Origin of the sequence: Zobellia russellii, assembly GCF_018728565.1 — a bacterium.
Classification (GTDB): Bacteria; Bacteroidota; Bacteroidia; order Flavobacteriales; family Flavobacteriaceae; genus Zobellia; species Zobellia russellii.
On record NZ_JACSOI010000001.1, the window covers coordinates 75,896 to 95,282 of the forward strand.

A 19,387-nucleotide genomic window follows, 5' to 3' on the forward strand; every position below is an offset into this window, starting at 1 on the left:
AATGCATAAAAAAAGCCCCCTACTTCATGCGAAATAGGAGGCCTTATATTATAAGGTAACTAAAGATTAATTCAACTCTCTTGTTCTATTTAAAAAACAACTGTGTAAAATAAAGAATACCATTCTCATCTGCAGTAACACTAACCGCTGTATAATTAAAATCACCTTCCATTACTTTCTTATGTGTTGGGCTATTTTTCCACGCTTCAATAATATCATCAGCATTTGTAAAATCCATACCTAAGTTCTCAGAAACAAAATCCGCATTAGCTTCTACTGATAATTTAGAAGCCCTTTTATCAAAATTATCATGACTGATAACTCCTTCGGAAATCATATACTCGTTGTGTGCATTTGCGTAACCATATGCCACACTGTTAAACTCTACTTCGTTTAAACCAACAGAAACTCTATACTCGTTAACAACATCAATAACCTCCTGCTCTATAATAGATATTTCTACTTCTTCATTTGTTGTTGCAACCACCTTGTACAATTCATCCTCTTCTGTAGTAGAAGTAGAACATGAAGTCATTAAAGTTGCAAGAGCGATAAGAAGTAAAATATTGAATCTGATCATAACTTAAGAGAATTAATTTTTGTAATTCGTTTCCTCTATTTATGAACGGCACATTGCAGGATACTTGACGAAATTCTCTTAAGTGGTACGTTTTACTCGTTAAAGTGTAAAAAACTACTAATCAAATAGTTACACTCAAATAAAGTGTGTTTTATATCGGAAAAAACATGTGCTACGCCGATGATTTAACACTTAATCGTAAAAAGAAATTACTTGACCGATAGGCTAATTTTAGCAAACCCGACGAAGTATTAGGAAATGAGGATGAAAAGCGCATTAGACAAAAAAATAGCGCATTTTAAACTTATAGGAAAGAAAGTCTCTTGAAATCACGAAACCGCCAATAGATGCAAATTTCACTCTGCTGTCTATCGTAAATATAAAATGCGATTGACATCTACATAATCTAGAGACAATCGCATTTATAAAAAGGTTGTTTTTTGAACTATTAGAACGCTACATACTAAACCTCAGCTTCTTTTCAATAGCCACAATCATTTCATTGGCTATATCCTTACCGGTAGCATTCTCAATACCTTCAAGACCCGGAGAAGAATTAACTTCCAACAATAATGGTCCTTTGTTTGAACGGATAATATCCACACCCGCAACGGCAAGGTTCAAAACCTTGGCTGCTTTTTGAGCAAGTTTACGCTCTTCCGATGTAATTTTAATAATAGAGGCTTTTCCTCCTTGGTGAATGTTAGCCCTAAACTCTCCTTTCTCTGCCTGACGTTGCATGGAAGCTACCACTTTTCCGTTTACTACGAAACAGCGAATATCCTGCCCATTGGCCTCTTTAATGAACTCTTGCACCAAGATATTAGTGTTTACACTTTTAAAGGCGTTTATAACACTCTCCGCCGCCTTATTGGTCTCGGCAAGCACCACTCCTTTACCTTGTGTGCTTTCCAACAACTTTATGATCAACGGGGCACCGTTAACCATTTTAATAAGGTCCTTGGTATCCATTGGCGATTTTGCAAAACCAGTAATAGGAATATGAATATCGTTCTTGGAGAACAACTGAGAGGCAAAAAGCTTGTCCCTAGATTGGGTAATGGCTTCCGCCGAATTCTGGCAGTATACCCCAAGATTATCAAACTGCCTGATTAAGGCGCAACCATAGAAGGTAACCGATGGTTTTATTCTAGGGATGACCGCATCAAAAGCGTTAAGAATATTTCCTCCCCTATACCGTATTTCGGGTGATCGGGCATCCAACTTCATGTAAGCATGCTCTACATTAAGAAAAACAATTTCATGGCCACGTGCTTCCGCGGCTTCTATAATGCGCTTATTGCTATACAACTGAGGATTGCTTGCCAACAAAGCTATTTTAAGACCTGACTTTTCTTTAAAGTAAGGAGCGTACATTTTGTTTACCGCCTCATCATTAAAGTCCTGTACTTGATAGTTTATAGCCGGATTTACAATATACCTTTCATTAATGGCTTCCCTACCCAAAAGCATACGAAACTCCATAGTATCCCGGTTGGCCAAAGTAAGTTCAATCTCAAAAGTATCCTCTCCTATGGTTACAGGTGTGCGTACCACCAAACGCTCTTCGGAGATACCGGAAGAACTCTTAACCATCCTACGGTCCACCAATCTGGCCTGACAAGGAATAGCTATACTCCGGTTCTCTTGCAAAGGGCTTACCTCGAACTTTACCCATTCTTGAGTACCCTTCATAATTATCTTGAGGTTGGTTGCTTGTATTGACGATGTTTTTGCCCCTGAATCTACCCTTGCCTTAATGGCAGGAATACCCAAGTTTTCAAACACACACCATTCTTCACTACCTATAATCTTTAAATCAGTCAAACTATACTTTTTTTCTAAGTTCAAAAATATCTTTTCTCCTATCTTTTAAATTGCGTACGGCTCCAAATTGATTGAGTTCGCGAAGTAAATCTATATCTACATCAGCAATCAAAATCATTTCGGTATTAGGAGTGGCCTCTGCTTTTATTCCATTTGTTGGGAATGAAAAATCACAAGGTGTAAATACCATGGATTGAGCAAACTGTATGTCCATATTCTGAACATTGGGCAAGTTGCCTACGCTACCTGCAATAGCTACATAGCACTCGTTTTCTATTGCTCTTGCCTGCGCACAGTGCCGCACTCTTGAGTATCCGTTCTGGGTATCCGTTAAAAACGGAACGAACAAAATATCCATTCCCTCTTCGGCCAATAAACGGCTTAACTCCGGAAATTCCGAATCATAACAGATTAAAATTCCGATTTTTCCACAATCCGTATCAAAAGCCTTTAACTGGTTACCCCCTTGCATACCCCAAACTTTGGCTTCATCTGGAGTTACGTGTAACTTTTCATAGCGCTCCATACTCCCATCACGTCTGCACAAGTAACCAACGTTGTACAAGCGGCCATCAATCATTTCGGGCATACTTCCTGTAATGATATTGATGTTGTACGAAATGGAAAATTCCGAGAACTTCTTTACTATAGCACCGGTATGTTTTGCCAACTCCCTAATGGCATCAGGTGTGGACAAATGGTTATCCTTGGCCATTAAAGGTGCATTGAAAAACTCGGGGAACAGCGCAAAATCCGACCTATAGCCAGAAACGGCATCAATAAAATACTCTGCCTGCTGTAATAATTCCTCTAAATCTTTATACGGACGCATCTGCCACTGGATAAGCCCAAGACGAATAACAGTTTTCTTTGCCGATGCTTTTTTGGAAGGCTTTTGATAATAAATATTGTCCCATTCCATTAAAATGGCAAAATCACTGGATGCCTTATCTCCTTCCAAATAGCCTTTCATAACCTTGGCTGGATGAAAATCATTACTGATCTGGAAATTTAGTACCGGATCTGCAATTTCCTTTCTACGTACCTTGGCAATATATTCTTTTGGAGTAAGCTCATCTTTATATTTATGGTAATTGGGCATTCTACCTCCAAAAGCTATGCTCTTAAGATTGAGTTTTTCGCACAGTTCCTTACGATAGTCATATAATCTACGCCCTAACCTAAGTCCACGAAACTGCGGCTTTATAAAAACCTCTATTCCGTAAAGAACATCACCATTGTCTTCATGTGTGGCAAAAGTATAGTTACCCGTAATCTGATCATAGGTATGCTCATCATCAAAATTATCATAGTCTACAATAATGGACAGGGCCACACCGGCCAACTGTCCATTAATTTTTATAACAACCTGACCTTCCGGAAATTTATCGATCAGCGATTTAATGTGCTTCTCTTTCCAGTATGAGCCGGGCATATTGGTATATGCGGATATCATTGCAGTTTTAAGCTCTTGATAATCATCAAGGTCCAAAAACTTTAACTCTATATTCTCTATTTCTTCTATTTTCATTGAACGGACATTATATAATTACTATCTCTATCAACAAAACCTTGGAATAGAACAAGGGGGTTCATAAACCTATTAACGATATTAGTCTTCATCGTCTTGAGCCATGTCTTCTGGGTCAGGCTCCACTACCGCTTCTGGATCATCATCATCAAAATCTTCATAATCATCCTCATCATAATTCTCCATCGTATACTCAAGCTTGGCACTGATCTTAACCAAATACTTAGTATCCTCCGTTAAAACCTCAACCGCCTCAATACGCTCTCCACTGGCATTTTTGAACGATATTATATTTCTATCATCATACCCATCTGGATATGCTTCTACCAACAGCTTAAGGACTTCAGGCGTCAACTTTTTAAAGTCTACTATAACGCGCTTTAAATTTGTATTTTCTTTTCTGTTACTCATAGGTCAAGAAGATAAGCAAAAATTAATGGCGCAACAATGGTTGCATCGCTCTCAATAATAAACTTAGGGGTATCTATATCTAATTTACCCCAAGTGATTTTTTCATTGGGAACCGCACCGGAGTACGACCCATAACTTGTTGTAGAATCACTAATCTGGCAGAAATAGCTCCAGAAAGGTGTATCCGTTCTTTCCATATCTTGATAAAGCATAGGCACTACGCAAATAGGAAAATCTCCTGCTATACCACCTCCAATTTGGAAAAACCCGATTCCGTTTTCGGAATTGTCAGTGTACCAATCTGCCAAAAAGGTCATGTACTCAATTCCTGATTTTACGGTATTTGCCTTCAATTCGCCTTTTAGCACGTATGATGCAAAGATGTTACCCATAGTACTGTCTTCCCAACCTGGACAAACAATAGGTAGGTTTTTCTCCGCGGCAGCGTACATCCATGAATCTTTTAAATCAATCTCATAATGCTCTTCAAGAACACCGGAAAGCAACATTTTGTACATATATTCATGCGGTAAGTAGCGTTCCCCTTTAGCTTCTGCATCTTTCCAAATCTTAACAATATGCTCTTGCAACCTTCTGAAAGCTTCCTCTTCCGGGATACAAGTATCCGTTACGCGGTTCAGGCCCTTTTCCAATAATTCCCATTCCTCTTTTGGAGTTAGATCTCTATAATTAGGTACACGCTTGTAATGTGAGTGTGCTACCAGATTCATGATATCCTCTTCAAGATTGGCACCGGTACATGATATAATTTGCACCTTGTCCTGACGGATCATTTCGGCAAATATTTTACCTAATTCTGCGGTACTCATAGCACCTGCCAAAGAAACGAGCATCTTTGAGCCTTGCTCCAGTTGAGCTTCGTACCCTTTAGCTGCGTCTACCAAAGCAGCCGCATTAAAGTGCAAATAGTATTTTTCTATAAATTCTGAGATTGCTCCCTTAGTCTTCGTCATCTTCAAATTTTAAACCGTTATTGCCAGATTTGCTATCAACATCATAGGTGTTATCATATTCATCATCTACCGCCTCACCCATAAATTTATAGCTAAGCATTTTATAATACAATTTTGCGGCAAGGAAATCCGAAGATTTTTCGGCTGGGTTAGGGCAAAGTTCAACAATATCAAAACCTACCACATTCTTTTCCTCAAACACCTGTTTTAAGAACTCCAATGTTTCATACCAAAACAAACCGCCTGGTTCCGGAGTACCGGTAGACGGCATAATGGAAGGGTCAAACGCATCAAGATCAAAAGTAATTAGAACATTATCGGTCATTGCTTCAATAACCTTGTCCATCCAGTATTCATCTTGGGCCATGTCATGTGCGAAGAACGTTTTTTCCTCATCCATGAATGTTTTCTCAATGGCATCCATAGAACGGATACCCACCTGAATTAAATTCGTGGTCTGGCTAGCTTCATGTACCGCACAAGCATGGTTATACTTTGTACCCCCATAAGACTCACGTAAGTCTGCGTGGGCATCTATCTGCAAAACGGTTAAATTATCAAAACACTCGTTAAATGCTCGTATTGTACCTATTGAAATAGAATGCTCTCCTCCAAAAAGGGTAACGAACTTGTTGCGTTTAATGTATTTTTTGGTTCTCTTGTGCACAGCGTTTACCACAGCTTCTGGAGAACTGTTTTCCGTAATGGCTTCGGCTAAATGAATACCCTGCTCATAAACCTCTGTATTGGTCTCAATATCATACAGCTCCATATTCTCAGAAGCTTCTAAAAATGCTTGAGGGCCTTTATCGGCTCCTTTTCCCCAAGTACTTGTTCCATCGTAAGGCACAGGTATTAAAACTACCTTGGCCGTCTCTAATTGTGCGAATTTATCGGGAATTCCCGCATAATTCTTTGTTGTGCTCATCTTGATTAAATGAAGTTTATAGGTTTGATGTAATTTTTTGTGAAATGGTCTTAACACTACCGTTCTTAGCGGTTTTTTCGGTTTCGTAACCCAATATACTAAGCAAGTCTTCTGCTTTTTGTTGCGGACTGAACTGTTCATAGATAAAGTTGCCATTGGCATCCTTATCTATCAATATGTGTTTGGGTTGCGGAATCAAACAATGCTGTAACCCGCCGTAACCACCAATGGTCTCTTGGTAAGCCCCAGTGTTAAAGAACCCTATATACAAGGGCTTGTCCCGCCTGTATTTAGGTAGATAAATGGCGTTCATGTTTTGTTCGCTATTGTAATAATCATCGCTATCACACGTTAAACCACCCAATAAAACACGCTCATACTCATCGTTCCAGCGGTTTATAGGCAACATGATAAAACGTTTGTTAATGGCCCAAGTATCCGGTAAAGTGGTAATGAAAGAAGAATCTATCATGTTCCATTTTTCACGATCGTTCTGCTGCTTTTGGTACAGAATCTCGTAAATGGCACCACCGCTTTCGCCTACGGTAAAACTTCCGAACTCAGTAAAAATGTGAGGCACGGGTACATCTGCCTCTTGGCATGTAATATTGATCTGATTTAGAATCTCATCGATCATATATTGATAATCGTACTCAAAGGCCAAAGAGTTCTTTATAGGAAAACCACCTCCAATATTTAAACTATCCAAAGACGGGCACATCTTTTTTAGACGTGTATAGACCTTAAGACACTTTAGCAGTTCGTTCCAATAGTAAGCATTATCACGAATTCCGGTGTTTATAAAAAAGTGAAGCATTTTTAGCTCTACCTTTTCATTATCCTTAATCTGGTTCTCGTAAAAGGGTACAATATTCTTATAGCCGATGCCCAGTCTAGAGGTATAGAACTCAAATTTTGGTTCTTCCTCAGAAGCTATACGGATGCCTATTTTGTAGGTATCATCAATTACTTCGGACAGCAGGTCAATCTCCTCATAATTATCAATAATGGGTATACAGTTCCTATGACCGTTATTAATAAGTCTAGCAATATTTTCTATGTACTGCTCACGTTTAAAACCGTTACAGATTACATAGGCATTGTCCTTTAATTTACCATCCCTTTTTAACTGCTCTACAATATTAATATCAAAAGCGGAAGACGTTTCAATATGGATATCGTTCTTTAAAGCCTCGTGTAGAATATGTTGAAAATGCGAACTTTTAGTACAGTAGCAATAATGGTATTTACCCTTGTAGGCGTTCTTCTCAATAGAATTTGCAAACCAGTTTTTTGCCTTATTAATATTGTCAGATATCTTAGGCAAATAAGTGAATTTTAACGGGCTACCATATTTCTCTACCAGCTCTTTAAGCGGAATATCGTGAAATTTTAAATGCTCGTTCTCAAGCGTAAACTCTTCTTGAGGGAAAAAGTAAGTCTGATCGATTAGATCGATATATTTATTATTCATTGTTAATTCTTGTGAATGAAAATCGGTATATTTTTTTAAGTAATGCGTTTGTACGCGTTATGAAATTGTTACCGATGGTATCATATAAGAATTTGTTCCTGGGTAGTAGGAATAAAGAAGTAGTTGTGCTGGCTTTGCACAATAGAAGTGAAAAAATCGGAAGTTAGCTTTAAAATCCGGTCGCCCATCTTATGGGTTGCTATGAGATTTGACTTCCTAATCTCCCATAGCCCGAACATAGAAACACACTGCATGTTGTTCAGCTAAAAGCTCATAATGCCTTCAGTTTTACGTCGCTAAAGACAGGACAAATGAAAACAAAAAAATTGTAAAAACAAGCGTTTTCAAAAAATTTACGATAAAACGCGAAAAAAAGTTTTTACAACTACAACTATATCAAAAAATATCATCTAATTATCTTATTTTTAAGACATTAAAACACCCTTGACAAATGAAAAAAAACAGCATACCCCATCTCAAAAGCATCAGTTTATGCTTGCTCTTGGCCCTTACAAACATATTATATGCGCAAATACCTTCAAACACTTACTTTTTTGAGGAAGAAGTTGATGCAAAAAACATCACCCATGAACTCAAAATTGATGGTGATTATTTTACACATACCGTCTACGAAAAGAAACCGGCCCAATTTATCATGACGCGCGGTGGTTTTGTTCAAGTAAAAGATAACGAACTTGTATTACAATTGGAATTCAACTCTAATTATGAAAAGGACCAATTAAAAACGCTCAATATTCCCTTTAAAACCGAAGGTGAAAATCTCATCCTTGAAATGAAATCCAAACAAACCTTTAAACCCATTGCCCCGTCAGAACAAGAGCTGGACGGCAAGTGGCTTTTCGTTACCCGTGGCCCAGATACGGGACAAGAACGAAGGGGTGAGGAAAACCCCAGAAAAACACTGAAATTTCTAAAGAACGGTCGTTTTCAATGGATAGCCTACAATACGGATACCATGAAATTTTTTGGCACCGGCGGCGGAAGTTTTTCTTCTAAAAACGGAAAGTATGTTGAGCATATTGAATTTTTCTCAAAAGATAATTCCCGTGTTGGTGCTACCCTAAATTTTAATTATGAGCTAAAGAATGCGGACTGGCACCATACCGGAAAGAACAGCAAAGGAGAACCTATGTATGAGATTTGGGCCAAGAGAAAAAATTGAAATTATTCGGTCTTAAAACAAGTTATCAACAATTCTTATGATAAAAATATCATAATTCATAAAAATAAAACACAATGTAAGCCTTCATGCGCCGTTATAAACGGACAATCATAATAATGATGGTATGAACCCCCTTACGAAAGAACAGATAAAGGAACTTGAGGAAAAGCTAGAGGAAAACAAAAAAAGGATAGACGAATTGGTGAAAAAATTTGACGTCTATAAGATCTAGTAAACCATTTCCAAGAAAAGTGACCCCGGCAAGAATCGAACTTGCATCTAAAGTTTAGGAAACTTCTATTCTATCCATTGAACTACGGGGCCAATTAATCCAGAGGGCAAAAATAAAGTTTTTTTAGAAGTGCAGAAACAACCGGACAACTAATTTTAGACCGTTTCAGGTAAAAAGTCTTTGACGCTTACTCTGTTATTTCTTTTACAAAATTAACAATCAACGGTAAGGCCGGATAGACCATGATATGGCCATAACCATCAAGTTCCATGAGCTGTACATTTGGGTGGCCCAAAACCTTCATCATCCTATAAAAATAAGCTACCTCTTCATAACGTCCTAACAGCTCCAACTCACGATTGCCGGTTACCAACAACATAGGTGGCGCATCTTTACGAACATGGAATAGGGGCGCATATTTATCTACAATAGGCTGGGTTCCTTCTATTCCCATTTCTTTACGAACGGTCATATGCGTTATGGTATGCCCGCTTAACGGAGCCAGGCCTGCAATTTTATTGGCATCTATACCATGTTTTTCCAAGTAGGATTTATCCAACCCAACCATACTTGCCAAATATCCACCGGCAGAATGACCGGAAACAAAAATCTTATCAGAACTACCATTATACTCAGAGATATTCTTAAAAACCCAAGCTACTGCCGCTGCCGCATCTTCTATATAGACGGGGTGTTTTACTTTGGGATGCATCCTATAATTAACGGCCACCACTATAATACCTTTTTCCTCCAGTCCCTCCGGAATATTCTTCTGTCCATTTTCCAGCCCGCCACCATGAAACCAAACCACAACGGGAGCACTAATACTATCTTTGGGATAGTAAACATCTAACTTGCAACGTTCTTTTAAGTATTGATTTTGGGATTGGACGGTTTCCGGGTAATAGGGAATATTCTCCTTTAGGATATACCCCTCTTGACCAAAGGCGGTAGTAACCACCATTAACAAACTAAAAAAAACAACCCTTACACTAAATATCATACGCTCTAGCTTTAATCTATAAACAGATTAGGTAAAGCTAACGAAAACCAAGGAAACAAGGTTACCAGAATGAGTACCAAAAAACTGACCAATAAAAACGGCATACCCGCCTTACTTACTTCCCCAATAGATATTTTACCGATACTAGATGCCACAAAAAGACAAACACCTACAGGTGGAGTGGTTAAACCAATAATTAGATTCAATACGGCTATTACCGCAAAATGAATAGGGTCAACATCTACTGCCAAAGCAACCTTTAACAAAATGGGAAAAAGAATAAGTAATGCCGCAATAGTTTCCATAAAAGTCCCGACCACTATAAGTAGCAAATTTATGAGCAATAGCACTACGTATTTATTGTCCGTAAAACCTAAAATCTCATTGGAGATACTTTGTGGAATCTGCTCCGTAATCAATATATAACCGAATAGATTGGCAAAACCAACCAGCACCATAAGCGATGCCGAAGTTTTCATGCTGTCTAAAAAAACCACTTGAATGTTCTTGAAATTCAAGCGTTTATAAACAAATTTACCTATTACTAAAGCGTACACCACGGCAATAATAGAAGCCTCGGTAGGAGTGAAAATTCCGCCGATAATACCGTATAGAATAATAAAAGTCATTAAAAGCGACCAAAACGTATCTACAAAACCACGTGCCACTTGCTTAAAACTGCTACGGGCATGTTTGGGGTAATTTTTCTTTTTTGATATGAAATAAGCCGTCAACAATAACCCTATTCCTAAAAGTAATCCTGGCAACGCACCGGCAAGAAACAATTTACCCACGGAAAGTCCACTTAAAGTAGCCGCAATAATCATAGGCACACTTGGTGGTATTATAGGCCCTATAGTAGAGGAAGCCGCAGTAACCGCACATGAAAAGCCAGTATCGTAACCTTCCTTTTTCATTGCAGGAATCATAATAGACCCCATGCTTGCCGTATCTGAAATAGCCGTACCGGAAATACCGGCAAACAGCATTGACGCCCCAATGTTCACTAAAGAAAGTCCTCCTCTAATATGCCCCAACAAATGGTTACAAAACGTGATGATTTTTTCCGTTAGTCCGCCTTGGTTCATAAGATTTCCTGCCATAATAAAACCGGGAACACTTAAAAGCACGAACACATCTATGCCTGCATACATTTTCATAGGTACGATAATCAACGGAATACCTTTCATCAAAATATAGCTCAAACAAGAAAGTCCCAGCGCAAAGGCTATTGGAAAACGCAGCACAAGACACACGATAAATACAATAACAAGAACCCAAATCATACTTTAGAATTTTTATAATTTCTTTGAATCCTTTTCCACAGATAATAACTAATAGAAGCAGACATAATGAACATACTAAAAAACGCAATGCCCATATTAAAACCCATACTGGGGGACTTCTCAGGAATACCCAACACTACAAATTGTATAGAATAAATAGCCATGAGCACAAACAAAAGCAAGACTATTACCGGAATAACCTTAACCAACGTACGCTGCATACGCACAGGAAACCTGCTAAAGAACATATCTAAATGCACGTAATATTCGCTCTTCATGGCCAGACCGGCACCAAAAGATGTAGCATAGATAAAAAAGAGCCTTGAGGCTTCTTCCGTCCAAGAAGGAGTTGCAAGCGGAGTAAACCTGCAAAAAATTTGTAATAACACCGTGGCAATCAGCCCCCACGTACTTAGTAACGCACCCACTTTTAGAATACGTCCAATAGCTTTATGAAGCATCTTTCTCTATTTTCAGTTGATTGTAAATTTTTTGCATTTCAGGCGAAAGGCTTTTGTAAATAGCTTCCTCACATTTTTGTTGAAAAGCATCTTTATCCACCTCTATAAATTCCATACCCTTGGCCTTTAGTTCTTCCTGAACACTTTTTTCGTTCTCCAAAAAAAGATGGTGTTCATAGGCCTGCATATCTTTGGCGGCTTCCATAAAAATTTTCTTTAAGTCCGGAGGTAATCTTTGAAACTGCTTTTCACCCACTACGGGGTACACCCAACTTACAACATGGCTCGTTAAGTTCAGGTACTGCTGTACTTCGGAAAAGCCCGCATTGTTGATTAATGCAAACGGATTTTCCTGTGCTTCTATAGTACCTTGCTGTAAAGAGGTAAAAACTTCGGAAAAAGCCATGGGCGTGGGTTTTGCTCCAAGGGCTTTCCATAGCGTAACAAAAGAAGGAACATTGGGAATTCTTACGATGAGCCCGTTTAAATCATCCGGATGCCGGATAGGACGGTTTGACGTTAAATGCCTAGGGCCACGTTCAAAATGACCCAATGACCGTAGGCCGGCCTTGTTTATCATTTCTTCTTCCATCAACTTACCAATTGGTCCATTAATATACCTATTCATATCCGTTGAATCCTGCATTAAAAAAGGAAGCTCACAGAAAGTGGCCACCTCAAACCAATTGGTTAAGATAGAACCCGTGGTAGTCATATCTATCACATCGGCCTGAATGAGCCTAATGGCCTCAACCTCCTTGGCCAACTGCTCGGAAGGGTATATCTCTACCTTTATTCGTCCTTCGGTTCGTTCTTCTAGAATCTGCCCAAAATATACAAAAGCCTTATACCAGGTATGTTCTTCGTTTACCAAAAGGGCCGTTCGCAACAAAAATTCCGGTTCAGGTTTATCCGGTTTACAGCTATTGAAACATAACAGGGCAAAAAGACATAGCACTGCCTTCTTTAAAATACAACTTAACACTCCTTGATTGCGCATAATCTAATCTTCTACCTCAACCACCATTTCTATTTCCACGGCAATATTGCCGGGTAACGAACCCATGCCAACTGCAGCACGTGCATGTTTGCCACGTTCGCCAAAAACTTGGACCATTAGATCCGAATATCCATTAATAACTTTGGGTTGATCGGTAAAATCCGGAACGGCATTTACCATACCGCGTACTTTTACAATACGCTTTACCTTTTTAAGATCACCTAATTCCGATTTTAAGACCGAAATTTGATTGATGCCCGTTATCCTTGCAGCCTCATAACCCTCTTTAATAGTAAGGTCTTGCCCCAACTTACCTGTAATATTCTCACCATTTGCCTTTGTTGGTCCTTTACCGGCAAGAAAAATAAGATTGCCGGTACGTACCGCATTTACATAATTGGCCATTGGAGCGGAGGGCTCTACAAGTTCAATTCCAAGTTCTGCAAGTTTAGCTTCTGGATTATATTCGGCATCATTTTGAGCATTACCCATAAAAGGTATAATTAGGGCAATGGCTACAACTACAAAGAAGATTTTCATAAAGTTTCAATTCGCTGTTGAATGCCCAAGATACACATTTACAACTTTCATTAAAACCTTGAATAACAGAAAATAGCCAACAAACAAAAAATAATTTGTTTCAAATATGAAACTAGTTTCAAACTCTATGGAGCTTATATGGGTAGATTCCACCCGCATTCCATTGACATACGTATAGGTTTTTATCGTTATCTACACATACATCATGACAGTGTTTGAAAATCGGTTTTTCTTGGAGCATTAATTTCAATTTCCCGTTTTCATATGTAGGTTCCGTGCCACCTGGGTTGGACACTACCTCATTATCCTTATCCAAAATGGTTACAAAACCCTTGTTGGCCTGCATATTATAATTGCCTTCTTCCATACCAAAACAAACTCCCGAGTATACATTTTCACCATCTATGACAGGTCTACTCACAAACAAACCGGGCATGTAGTAATCTTCTATATACTCCCCTTCCAAGGAAAACCTCTTGAATGAATTTTTTATACGTGCGGTGCAAAGTAGCGTTGGGTTTGAAGGATCCCTATTATCAATAGCAACACCATGTGCCTGTTTAAATTTTTCGGGTGAAAGAAAACTGTCTCCCCCAAATTTTCTAATAAAATTACCCTTGGGGTCGTATTGCAGAATGAACTGTGACCCATATCCATCGGCAATATAAATATTACCATTGGGCCCTATTGCGGTTTCTGTGGGTTTGAATGGTGCATTTTGTTCATATATACCCTTTGAAGCGGGTGATGCTATCTCTAGTATCACACCTCCATCTAGGTCGGTCTTTATTACCCTTCCCAAAGACGGATCGGTAATGTACAGAAACTCTGCGCCTCCTTCTTCATGAATTGTAAGGCCATGTGCCCCTGGCAAGTTTAATGTCCAGCTGTGTAGCAATACCCCAGATTTATCATATACCAACATATTGTTCTTGGCATGATCTGTAAGCATAAACAACCTACCCTTTTTATCCATCACCATTTCATGGCAATTATTTACAGGGTGTTTCTTAGGGTCCAAATCTCCCCAACCCATTTCAACCCGGTATTTAAAATCACCATGACCAATTATCTCTTCGCTGAGGTTAACTTTTAAATTATTAATATAGAACGGCACAGTGGTCATGGCTAAAATACCTCCCGTACCCATGGTTGTTTTTTTCATGAATTCTCTTCTTGTTGGCATGCGCATTAAGCTAAAATATCTTTTACTACATGACCGTGAACATCGGTCAAACGGTATCTTCTACCTTGGTGTTTAAAGGTAAGCTTTTCATGATCTATACCCAACAAATACATTATGGTGGCTTGGAAATCATGAACATGTACCCCGTTCCGGGCAACATTGTAGCTAAAATCATCAGTTTCACCATAGACCATTCCCGCCTTGACGCCCGCACCTGCCATCCACATGGTAAAACAACCCGGGTGATGGTCTCTCCCATAACTTTCAGCAGTTAGTCTACCTTGCGAGAAACTGGTGCGCCCGAACTCTCCGCCCCAAACTACTAAAGTATCCTCTAAAAGTCCGCGTTGTTTTAAGTCCGTAATAAGCCCAGCAGTAGCTTGGTCTGTGCTCAATGCCTGTCTTTTAATTCCATTGGGGAGCCCACCATGTTGGTCCCACCCCATATGGTATAGCTGTATAAATTTTACATCTTTTTCCGCTAGGCGCCTTGCCTGTAAGCAATTGGCAGCATAGGTGCCCGGAATTTTGGCATCCTCACCATATAATTCATACACATGGTCCGGCTCATTGGAAGTATCTACCGCATCCGGTACCGAATTCTGCATGCGATATGCCATTTCATATTGATTTATTTTAGATTGAATTTCCGGATCTTTCCAGATATCGTACTGCTGATTGTTCAAATCCGAAATATAGTCCAGCGCCCGCCTACGGTCGTGATCGTGTACCCCATGCGGATTATTCAAATACAACACCGGATCTTTGCCCGAGCGAAATTGAACTCCCTGATGGTGGGAAGGCAAAAACCCATTCCCCCAGGCCGCCGAACTCAAGGGTTGGGCACCTCCTCCTTTGGAAAGCATCACTACAAAATTGGGCAGATCCTTATTATCGCTCCCAAGGCCATAACTTAACCATGACCCAATTGAAGGCCTACCACTTAATTGAGAGCCCGTTTGCATAAACATAACCGCTGGTTCATGGTTAATAGCTTCGGTATACATTGACTTTATAATACAAAGGTCATCCACAACACCAGCGGTATGCGGAAAAAGCTCACTCACCCAAGCACCGGATTGACCGTGTTGTTTAAAATCGAAAATGGACTGTACTAAGGGAAAAGTGCTTTGTGAAGTCACCATTCCAGAATTACGCTGTGTTCCCCTAACCGAATCAGGTATTTCTTGACCATGCCATTTGGCCAAGGAAGGCTTATAATCGAACGTTTCTATTTGAGACGGACCACCACTCTGAAACAAATAAATAATCCGCTTGGCTTTGGCGGGAAAATGGGTTCCGCCCAATGCGCCTCCATGAGCGTTTACCAACGAAGGCCTTTTAGAAACCAGCAAATCATTGGCAAAAGATTCTGTTGGACCCAAAAGACTGGACAGTGCAATGGACCCAAACCCCAAGGACGCTTTCTTTAAAAAGCCCCTACGGGTATCTTCAAACTTCTTTTGTTCATGAATATCTCTCATAATCTTCTTCTTATCGTATGGTGAATCCTTCGGTAGTATTCATAATTCCGTTAATAACCGTTGCCAATGCCGCCACCTTCACTGGGTCCGAGGTGTTTTTTATTTTGGTTTCGCCCATATTCAAATAGGCAATGGCATCCTCTTCATGCTCCAAAAACCGGTGGAGTTCATCATCAAGAAACTTCTTCAAAACACCCATTTCCTCCTTTTTGGCTTTTCTACCCGTGCTTAGTTGAAACGCCTTTTGCAATAGTAGTTCCGGGTTATAGGCGGTTTCCTCAATCAAACTTTCGGCAAGGACGTACGAAGCTTCTATATATTGAGGGTCGTTCAATAGCACCAAAGCCTGTAACGGGGTACTGGTCTCCCTTCTTTTAACGGTGCACACACTTCGATCTCCACCATCAAAAATTTGCATAGACGGCGGTGCCGAGGTTCGTTTCCAAACGGTATAAAGACTTCTTCGGTACAAACCCTCCCCATGCTCCTGTTTGTATCTGTAGCGCCAGGGCTTGTTGCTGATTTCGTCCCACAAGCCTTCTGGTTGATAGGGATAAACACTTTCTCCACCAATTTTAGAAACCAAAAGCCCACTGATAGCCAAAGCATTGTCCCTTACCATTTCTGCGGTCATTCGCATACTAGGGCCTCGCGCCAATAAGATATTGTCTGTATCAATTTCCAATAATTCCGGGGTAAGTTCCGAGCTTTGTTGATAGGTGGCGGACATAACAATTAGCTTGTGTAATTTTTTGATATCCCAACCGGACTCCATAAACGCTACGGCCAGCCAATCCAATAATTCGGGATGGGACGGCAAGCTGCCTTGGTTTCCAAAATCATCCGAAGTGGACACTAAGCCTTGACCAAAGTGCATTTGCCATAAGCGGTTTACAAATACCCTTGCTGTTAACGGATTATTTTTATCGAACAGCCATTGTGAAAGTCCCAACCTGTTTTTGGGCAAATCATCGCCAAAGGGCATTACAACTTCCGGCACATTGGGCTGCACCTCTTCCGTAGGAGCATCGTACATTCCGCGATCAAGAATATAAGTAGGTCTGGGCTTTGGTAAATCTCCCAATACCATAATTTCTTTTATAGGCTCTAATTCATTAAGCTGTTTTTCTCGTTGTTCCTTCAACTTAATTCTTGTATTTTCCACCTCCTTGTCTATACTTAGGTAGTAGAAATCCGTCAATAATTCCTTACCGTTACGCCCTGCTTCTTCTATTGCCGTTTTTGGAGCCATGCTGTAAAGCACTTCCAAAGGGGACAGCTGTCTGTTATAAATCTTGAGATTATCCACCCCACCGTCCTTAAAGGATTTAAACTTGCCACTTACGCCAACAGTAAAACCGGTAAAGGCATAATTATGTGCATTTTTCTTGAATAAGATTGACTTATAAAGGTTGTCTATTTCAATTTCTACCGGCACCTCTTTTCCATTCAAATACATATGAACTCCATCCGCTTTGCCCAACCCATTATAGGACACGGTTACGGAGCTCCACTCTTTCTCAGGAATAGATTCCTTTGTTTTTACCTGAATGGCATTGGATGGCCAGGAACGCGCAATTATAAACTTAAGCTTGTTATCCTCTAGGTGCATAGAATAGCCTTTTAATCCTTGCCTAACTTCTTCGGAATGCGTGAAAATTGCGGCCTCTTCATAGTTTCTATCCGGTTTTACGGCAATGGAAATGGTAAATGGATCAGATTGATCAAACCACCCTACTTTTCCGGGCATTCTCATAGTGGTATAATCTCCAAAAAAAACTGCTTTTCCGTTTAGACCCTTGTCTATAATTGGTTCCCTGACGGTTACCGACTGCCTGTCTCCCCCGTTGTTTTGAGTGCTGAACGATTTCTTATCCCGAGGTAAAAACGAATCAAAATTTAAACTGGCCTGCAACCCCTTTTTTAAACTTTTCTGCAGCGAAGTCTCTAGAACCTTAGGATTTCTTGACCAATTGTGTAACTCATCCGGTGTTTCTTTTTCAACCGAAATCAATTGTTTATGTGTTAAATCGATATTTCTATCCATGAACTCCAACACTTCTTTCTGCTCATCATTTGTCAGCAAAAGTGATGGTCCGGGCACTTGACCTGGTCCGTATACTGGCGTCCCAATTTCATTTGTACTATTGAAGAAGGCAAAAAGCTCATAATGGTCTTTTTGGCTGATAGGGTCATACTTATGGTCATGGCATCTGGCACATTCCACACTCAATCCTAAAAATGCTTTACCAACAGACAAGGTACGATCCGCCACATACTCCACCCGATATTCTTCAAAAACAATTCCCGCCTCAGAGTTCTTTTTGTGCAAGCGATTAAAGGCGGTTGCCAAAATACTTTCTTGCGATGGGTTTTTAACAAGGTCTCCCGCCAACTGCCATGTTACAAATTGCTCGTAGGACATGTTCTCGTTAAAGGCTTTTATCACCCAATCCCTATACGGACTAAAATCGCGATGTTTATCATCCAAATAGCCATCGCTATCCGCATAACGGGCCACATCCATCCATTCGGCAGCCATACGCTCACCATATGCCGGAGAGGCTAAAAGGCGGTCCACTACTTTTTCATACGCATCCGGCGATGTGTCGTTTACAAAATCCTCAATCTGTAACAAGGTTGGTGGTAATCCTACAATATCGAAACTTAGCCGGCGAATAAGATGCTCTTTTGTAGCCCTTTCAGAAGGGCTTAAACTTTTACGCTCCAACTTGGACAAAACAAATTGGTCAATAGTATTCTTAGGCCATTCAGCGAGGGTCACTTTTGGAGCTTCTTCTTTTTTGGGCTTTATAAACGACCAATGGGGTTTGTACTCGGCACCTTGCTCGATCCATTTGGTAATCGTTGCAATTTCACTTTTGCTCAAAGCCACATTAAACTCTACAGGTGGCATCTTCAGTTCTGGGTCATCGGATAAAATTCGAGTTACCACCTCGCTCTCTCCGGGTTTTTTGGGTACAATAGGATGCTTCCCTGAGCTTTCCAATGCTTCGTAAGCACTCTCGGCAATATCCAAACGAAGTCCAGCTTTTTGGTTGGCCATATCTGGACCGTGGCAAGCAAAACACTTATCCGATAATATAGGTTTTACGTGATAATTGAAATCTACCCGTTCCGGTAGTTTGGCCATTGCTTCCTCAATTTCTTCGGGTGCGTTCCATCCGCAACTGCTCAAACACAGGCAACAGATAACTAAAAATAGTCTCGATAAAAATCGCATTGGTTTTGGAATTTTTATCAATATACAACCGCATTTTAACTGT

General features: G+C 40.0%; 16 protein-coding genes and 1 tRNA gene. 1 reads left to right on the forward strand and 16 read right to left on the reverse strand.

Annotated elements, in window-relative coordinates:
* Positions 1 to 85: 85 nt before the first annotated feature.
* The 7 genes from H9565_RS00400 to H9565_RS00430 form a co-directional block, all read right to left on the reverse strand.
* Entirely contained in the window at positions 86 to 580 is a 495-nt protein-coding gene (locus tag H9565_RS00400) for a CAP domain-containing protein (RefSeq protein ID WP_215436088.1), read from the reverse strand.
* Positions 581 to 1,036: 456 nt separating this feature from the next.
* A complete protein-coding gene (gene rimK, locus H9565_RS00405; RefSeq protein ID WP_215436091.1) occupies positions 1,037 to 2,407 on the reverse strand; it encodes a 30S ribosomal protein S6--L-glutamate ligase in 1,371 nt (456 codons plus the stop codon).
* A 1-nt stretch (position 2,408) separates the two neighbouring features.
* Positions 2,409 to 3,938, reverse strand: coding sequence for a bifunctional GNAT family N-acetyltransferase/carbon-nitrogen hydrolase family protein (locus H9565_RS00410; RefSeq protein ID WP_215436095.1), 1,530 nt, complete (start codon positions 3,936 to 3,938; stop codon positions 2,409 to 2,411).
* 81 nt (positions 3,939 to 4,019) lie between these two features.
* On the reverse strand, positions 4,020 to 4,349 hold the full coding sequence (locus tag H9565_RS00415) for a hypothetical protein (RefSeq protein WP_215436098.1): 330 nt from the start codon (positions 4,347 to 4,349) through the stop codon (positions 4,020 to 4,022).
* A complete protein-coding gene (locus H9565_RS00420; RefSeq protein WP_215436101.1) occupies positions 4,346 to 5,323 on the reverse strand; it encodes a deoxyhypusine synthase family protein in 978 nt (325 codons plus the stop codon). The genes H9565_RS00415 and H9565_RS00420 overlap by 4 nt, the downstream gene beginning before the upstream one ends.
* On the reverse strand, positions 5,310 to 6,251 hold the full coding sequence (gene speB, locus H9565_RS00425) for an agmatinase (protein ID WP_215436104.1): 942 nt from the start codon (positions 6,249 to 6,251) through the stop codon (positions 5,310 to 5,312). Before speB ends, H9565_RS00420 begins: the two co-directional genes overlap by 14 nt.
* A gap of 16 nt (positions 6,252 to 6,267) precedes the next feature.
* Complete coding sequence (locus H9565_RS00430) at positions 6,268 to 7,725, reverse strand: arginine decarboxylase (protein ID WP_215436106.1); 1,458 nt, start codon at positions 7,723 to 7,725, stop codon at positions 6,268 to 6,270.
* Positions 7,726 to 8,176: 451 nt separating this feature from the next.
* Between H9565_RS00430 and H9565_RS00435 the strand changes: the two genes are divergently transcribed.
* A complete protein-coding gene (locus tag H9565_RS00435; protein WP_246560117.1) occupies positions 8,177 to 8,908 on the forward strand; it encodes a hypothetical protein in 732 nt (243 codons plus the stop codon).
* Positions 8,909 to 9,160: 252 nt separating this feature from the next.
* Here the strand turns inward: H9565_RS00435 and H9565_RS00440 are convergent.
* From H9565_RS00440 to H9565_RS00480, 9 genes are all read right to left on the reverse strand, one after another.
* A tRNA-Arg gene (locus H9565_RS00440) sits at positions 9,161 to 9,232 on the reverse strand.
* Between the two features lie 95 nt (positions 9,233 to 9,327).
* Positions 9,328 to 10,143: an alpha/beta hydrolase gene (locus tag H9565_RS00445; protein WP_246560120.1), complete on the reverse strand. Its 816-nt coding sequence runs from the start codon at positions 10,141 to 10,143 to the stop codon at positions 9,328 to 9,330.
* A gap of 11 nt (positions 10,144 to 10,154) precedes the next feature.
* A complete protein-coding gene (locus tag H9565_RS00450; RefSeq protein ID WP_215436109.1) occupies positions 10,155 to 11,429 on the reverse strand; it encodes a TRAP transporter large permease in 1,275 nt (424 codons plus the stop codon).
* Entirely contained in the window at positions 11,426 to 11,890 is a 465-nt protein-coding gene (locus H9565_RS00455) for a TRAP transporter small permease (protein ID WP_215436111.1), read from the reverse strand. The genes H9565_RS00450 and H9565_RS00455 overlap by 4 nt, the downstream gene beginning before the upstream one ends.
* Entirely contained in the window at positions 11,880 to 12,890 is a 1,011-nt protein-coding gene (locus H9565_RS00460; RefSeq protein WP_215436113.1) for a TRAP transporter substrate-binding protein, read from the reverse strand. The genes H9565_RS00455 and H9565_RS00460 overlap by 11 nt, the downstream gene beginning before the upstream one ends.
* A gap of 3 nt (positions 12,891 to 12,893) precedes the next feature.
* Entirely contained in the window at positions 12,894 to 13,430 is a 537-nt protein-coding gene (locus H9565_RS00465; protein ID WP_215436115.1) for a RidA family protein, read from the reverse strand.
* Positions 13,431 to 13,548: 118 nt separating this feature from the next.
* On the reverse strand, positions 13,549 to 14,595 hold the full coding sequence (locus tag H9565_RS00470; protein ID WP_246560123.1) for an NHL repeat-containing protein: 1,047 nt from the start codon (positions 14,593 to 14,595) through the stop codon (positions 13,549 to 13,551).
* Positions 14,596 to 14,621: 26 nt separating this feature from the next.
* The gene (locus tag H9565_RS00475; RefSeq protein WP_215436117.1) at positions 14,622 to 16,100 is read right to left on the reverse strand and encodes a DUF1501 domain-containing protein; all 1,479 of its coding nucleotides are present in this window, start codon (positions 16,098 to 16,100) and stop codon (positions 14,622 to 14,624) included.
* A 10-nt stretch (positions 16,101 to 16,110) separates the two neighbouring features.
* Entirely contained in the window at positions 16,111 to 19,344 is a 3,234-nt protein-coding gene (locus H9565_RS00480; RefSeq protein WP_215436118.1) for a DUF1553 domain-containing protein, read from the reverse strand.
* Positions 19,345 to 19,387: the final 43 nt, after the last annotated feature.

What these genes read in the sequence shown, in the direction of transcription:
- H9565_RS00455 (WP_215436111.1), bottom strand. Translation starts at nt 11,890, where the DNA reads ATGCTTCATAAAGCTATTGGACGTATTCTAAAAGTGGGTGCGTTACTA.
- H9565_RS00465 (WP_215436115.1), bottom strand. Translation starts at nt 13,430, where the DNA reads ATGAAAATCTTCTTTGTAGTTGTAGCCATTGCCCTAATTATACCTTTT.
- H9565_RS00420 (WP_215436101.1), bottom strand. Translation starts at nt 5,323, where the DNA reads ATGACGAAGACTAAGGGAGCAATCTCAGAATTTATAGAAAAATACTAT.
- speB (WP_215436104.1), bottom strand. Translation starts at nt 6,251, where the DNA reads ATGAGCACAACAAAGAATTATGCGGGAATTCCCGATAAATTCGCACAA.
- H9565_RS00415 (WP_215436098.1), bottom strand. Translation starts at nt 4,349, where the DNA reads ATGAGTAACAGAAAAGAAAATACAAATTTAAAGCGCGTTATAGTAGAC.
- H9565_RS00400 (WP_215436088.1), bottom strand. Translation starts at nt 580, where the DNA reads ATGATCAGATTCAATATTTTACTTCTTATCGCTCTTGCAACTTTAATG.
- H9565_RS00410 (WP_215436095.1), bottom strand. Translation starts at nt 3,938, where the DNA reads ATGAAAATAGAAGAAATAGAGAATATAGAGTTAAAGTTTTTGGACCTT.
- H9565_RS00475 (WP_215436117.1), bottom strand. Translation starts at nt 16,100, where the DNA reads ATGAGAGATATTCATGAACAAAAGAAGTTTGAAGATACCCGTAGGGGC.
- H9565_RS00435 (WP_246560117.1), top strand. Translation starts at nt 8,177, where the DNA reads ATGAAAAAAAACAGCATACCCCATCTCAAAAGCATCAGTTTATGCTTG.
- H9565_RS00450 (WP_215436109.1), bottom strand. Translation starts at nt 11,429, where the DNA reads ATGATTTGGGTTCTTGTTATTGTATTTATCGTGTGTCTTGTGCTGCGT.
- H9565_RS00470 (WP_246560123.1), bottom strand. Translation starts at nt 14,595, where the DNA reads ATGAAAAAAACAACCATGGGTACGGGAGGTATTTTAGCCATGACCACT.
- H9565_RS00430 (WP_215436106.1), bottom strand. Translation starts at nt 7,725, where the DNA reads ATGAATAATAAATATATCGATCTAATCGATCAGACTTACTTTTTCCCT.
- H9565_RS00480 (WP_215436118.1), bottom strand. Translation starts at nt 19,344, where the DNA reads ATGCGATTTTTATCGAGACTATTTTTAGTTATCTGTTGCCTGTGTTTG.
- H9565_RS00460 (WP_215436113.1), bottom strand. Translation starts at nt 12,890, where the DNA reads ATGCGCAATCAAGGAGTGTTAAGTTGTATTTTAAAGAAGGCAGTGCTA.
- H9565_RS00445 (WP_246560120.1), bottom strand. Translation starts at nt 10,143, where the DNA reads ATGATATTTAGTGTAAGGGTTGTTTTTTTTAGTTTGTTAATGGTGGTT.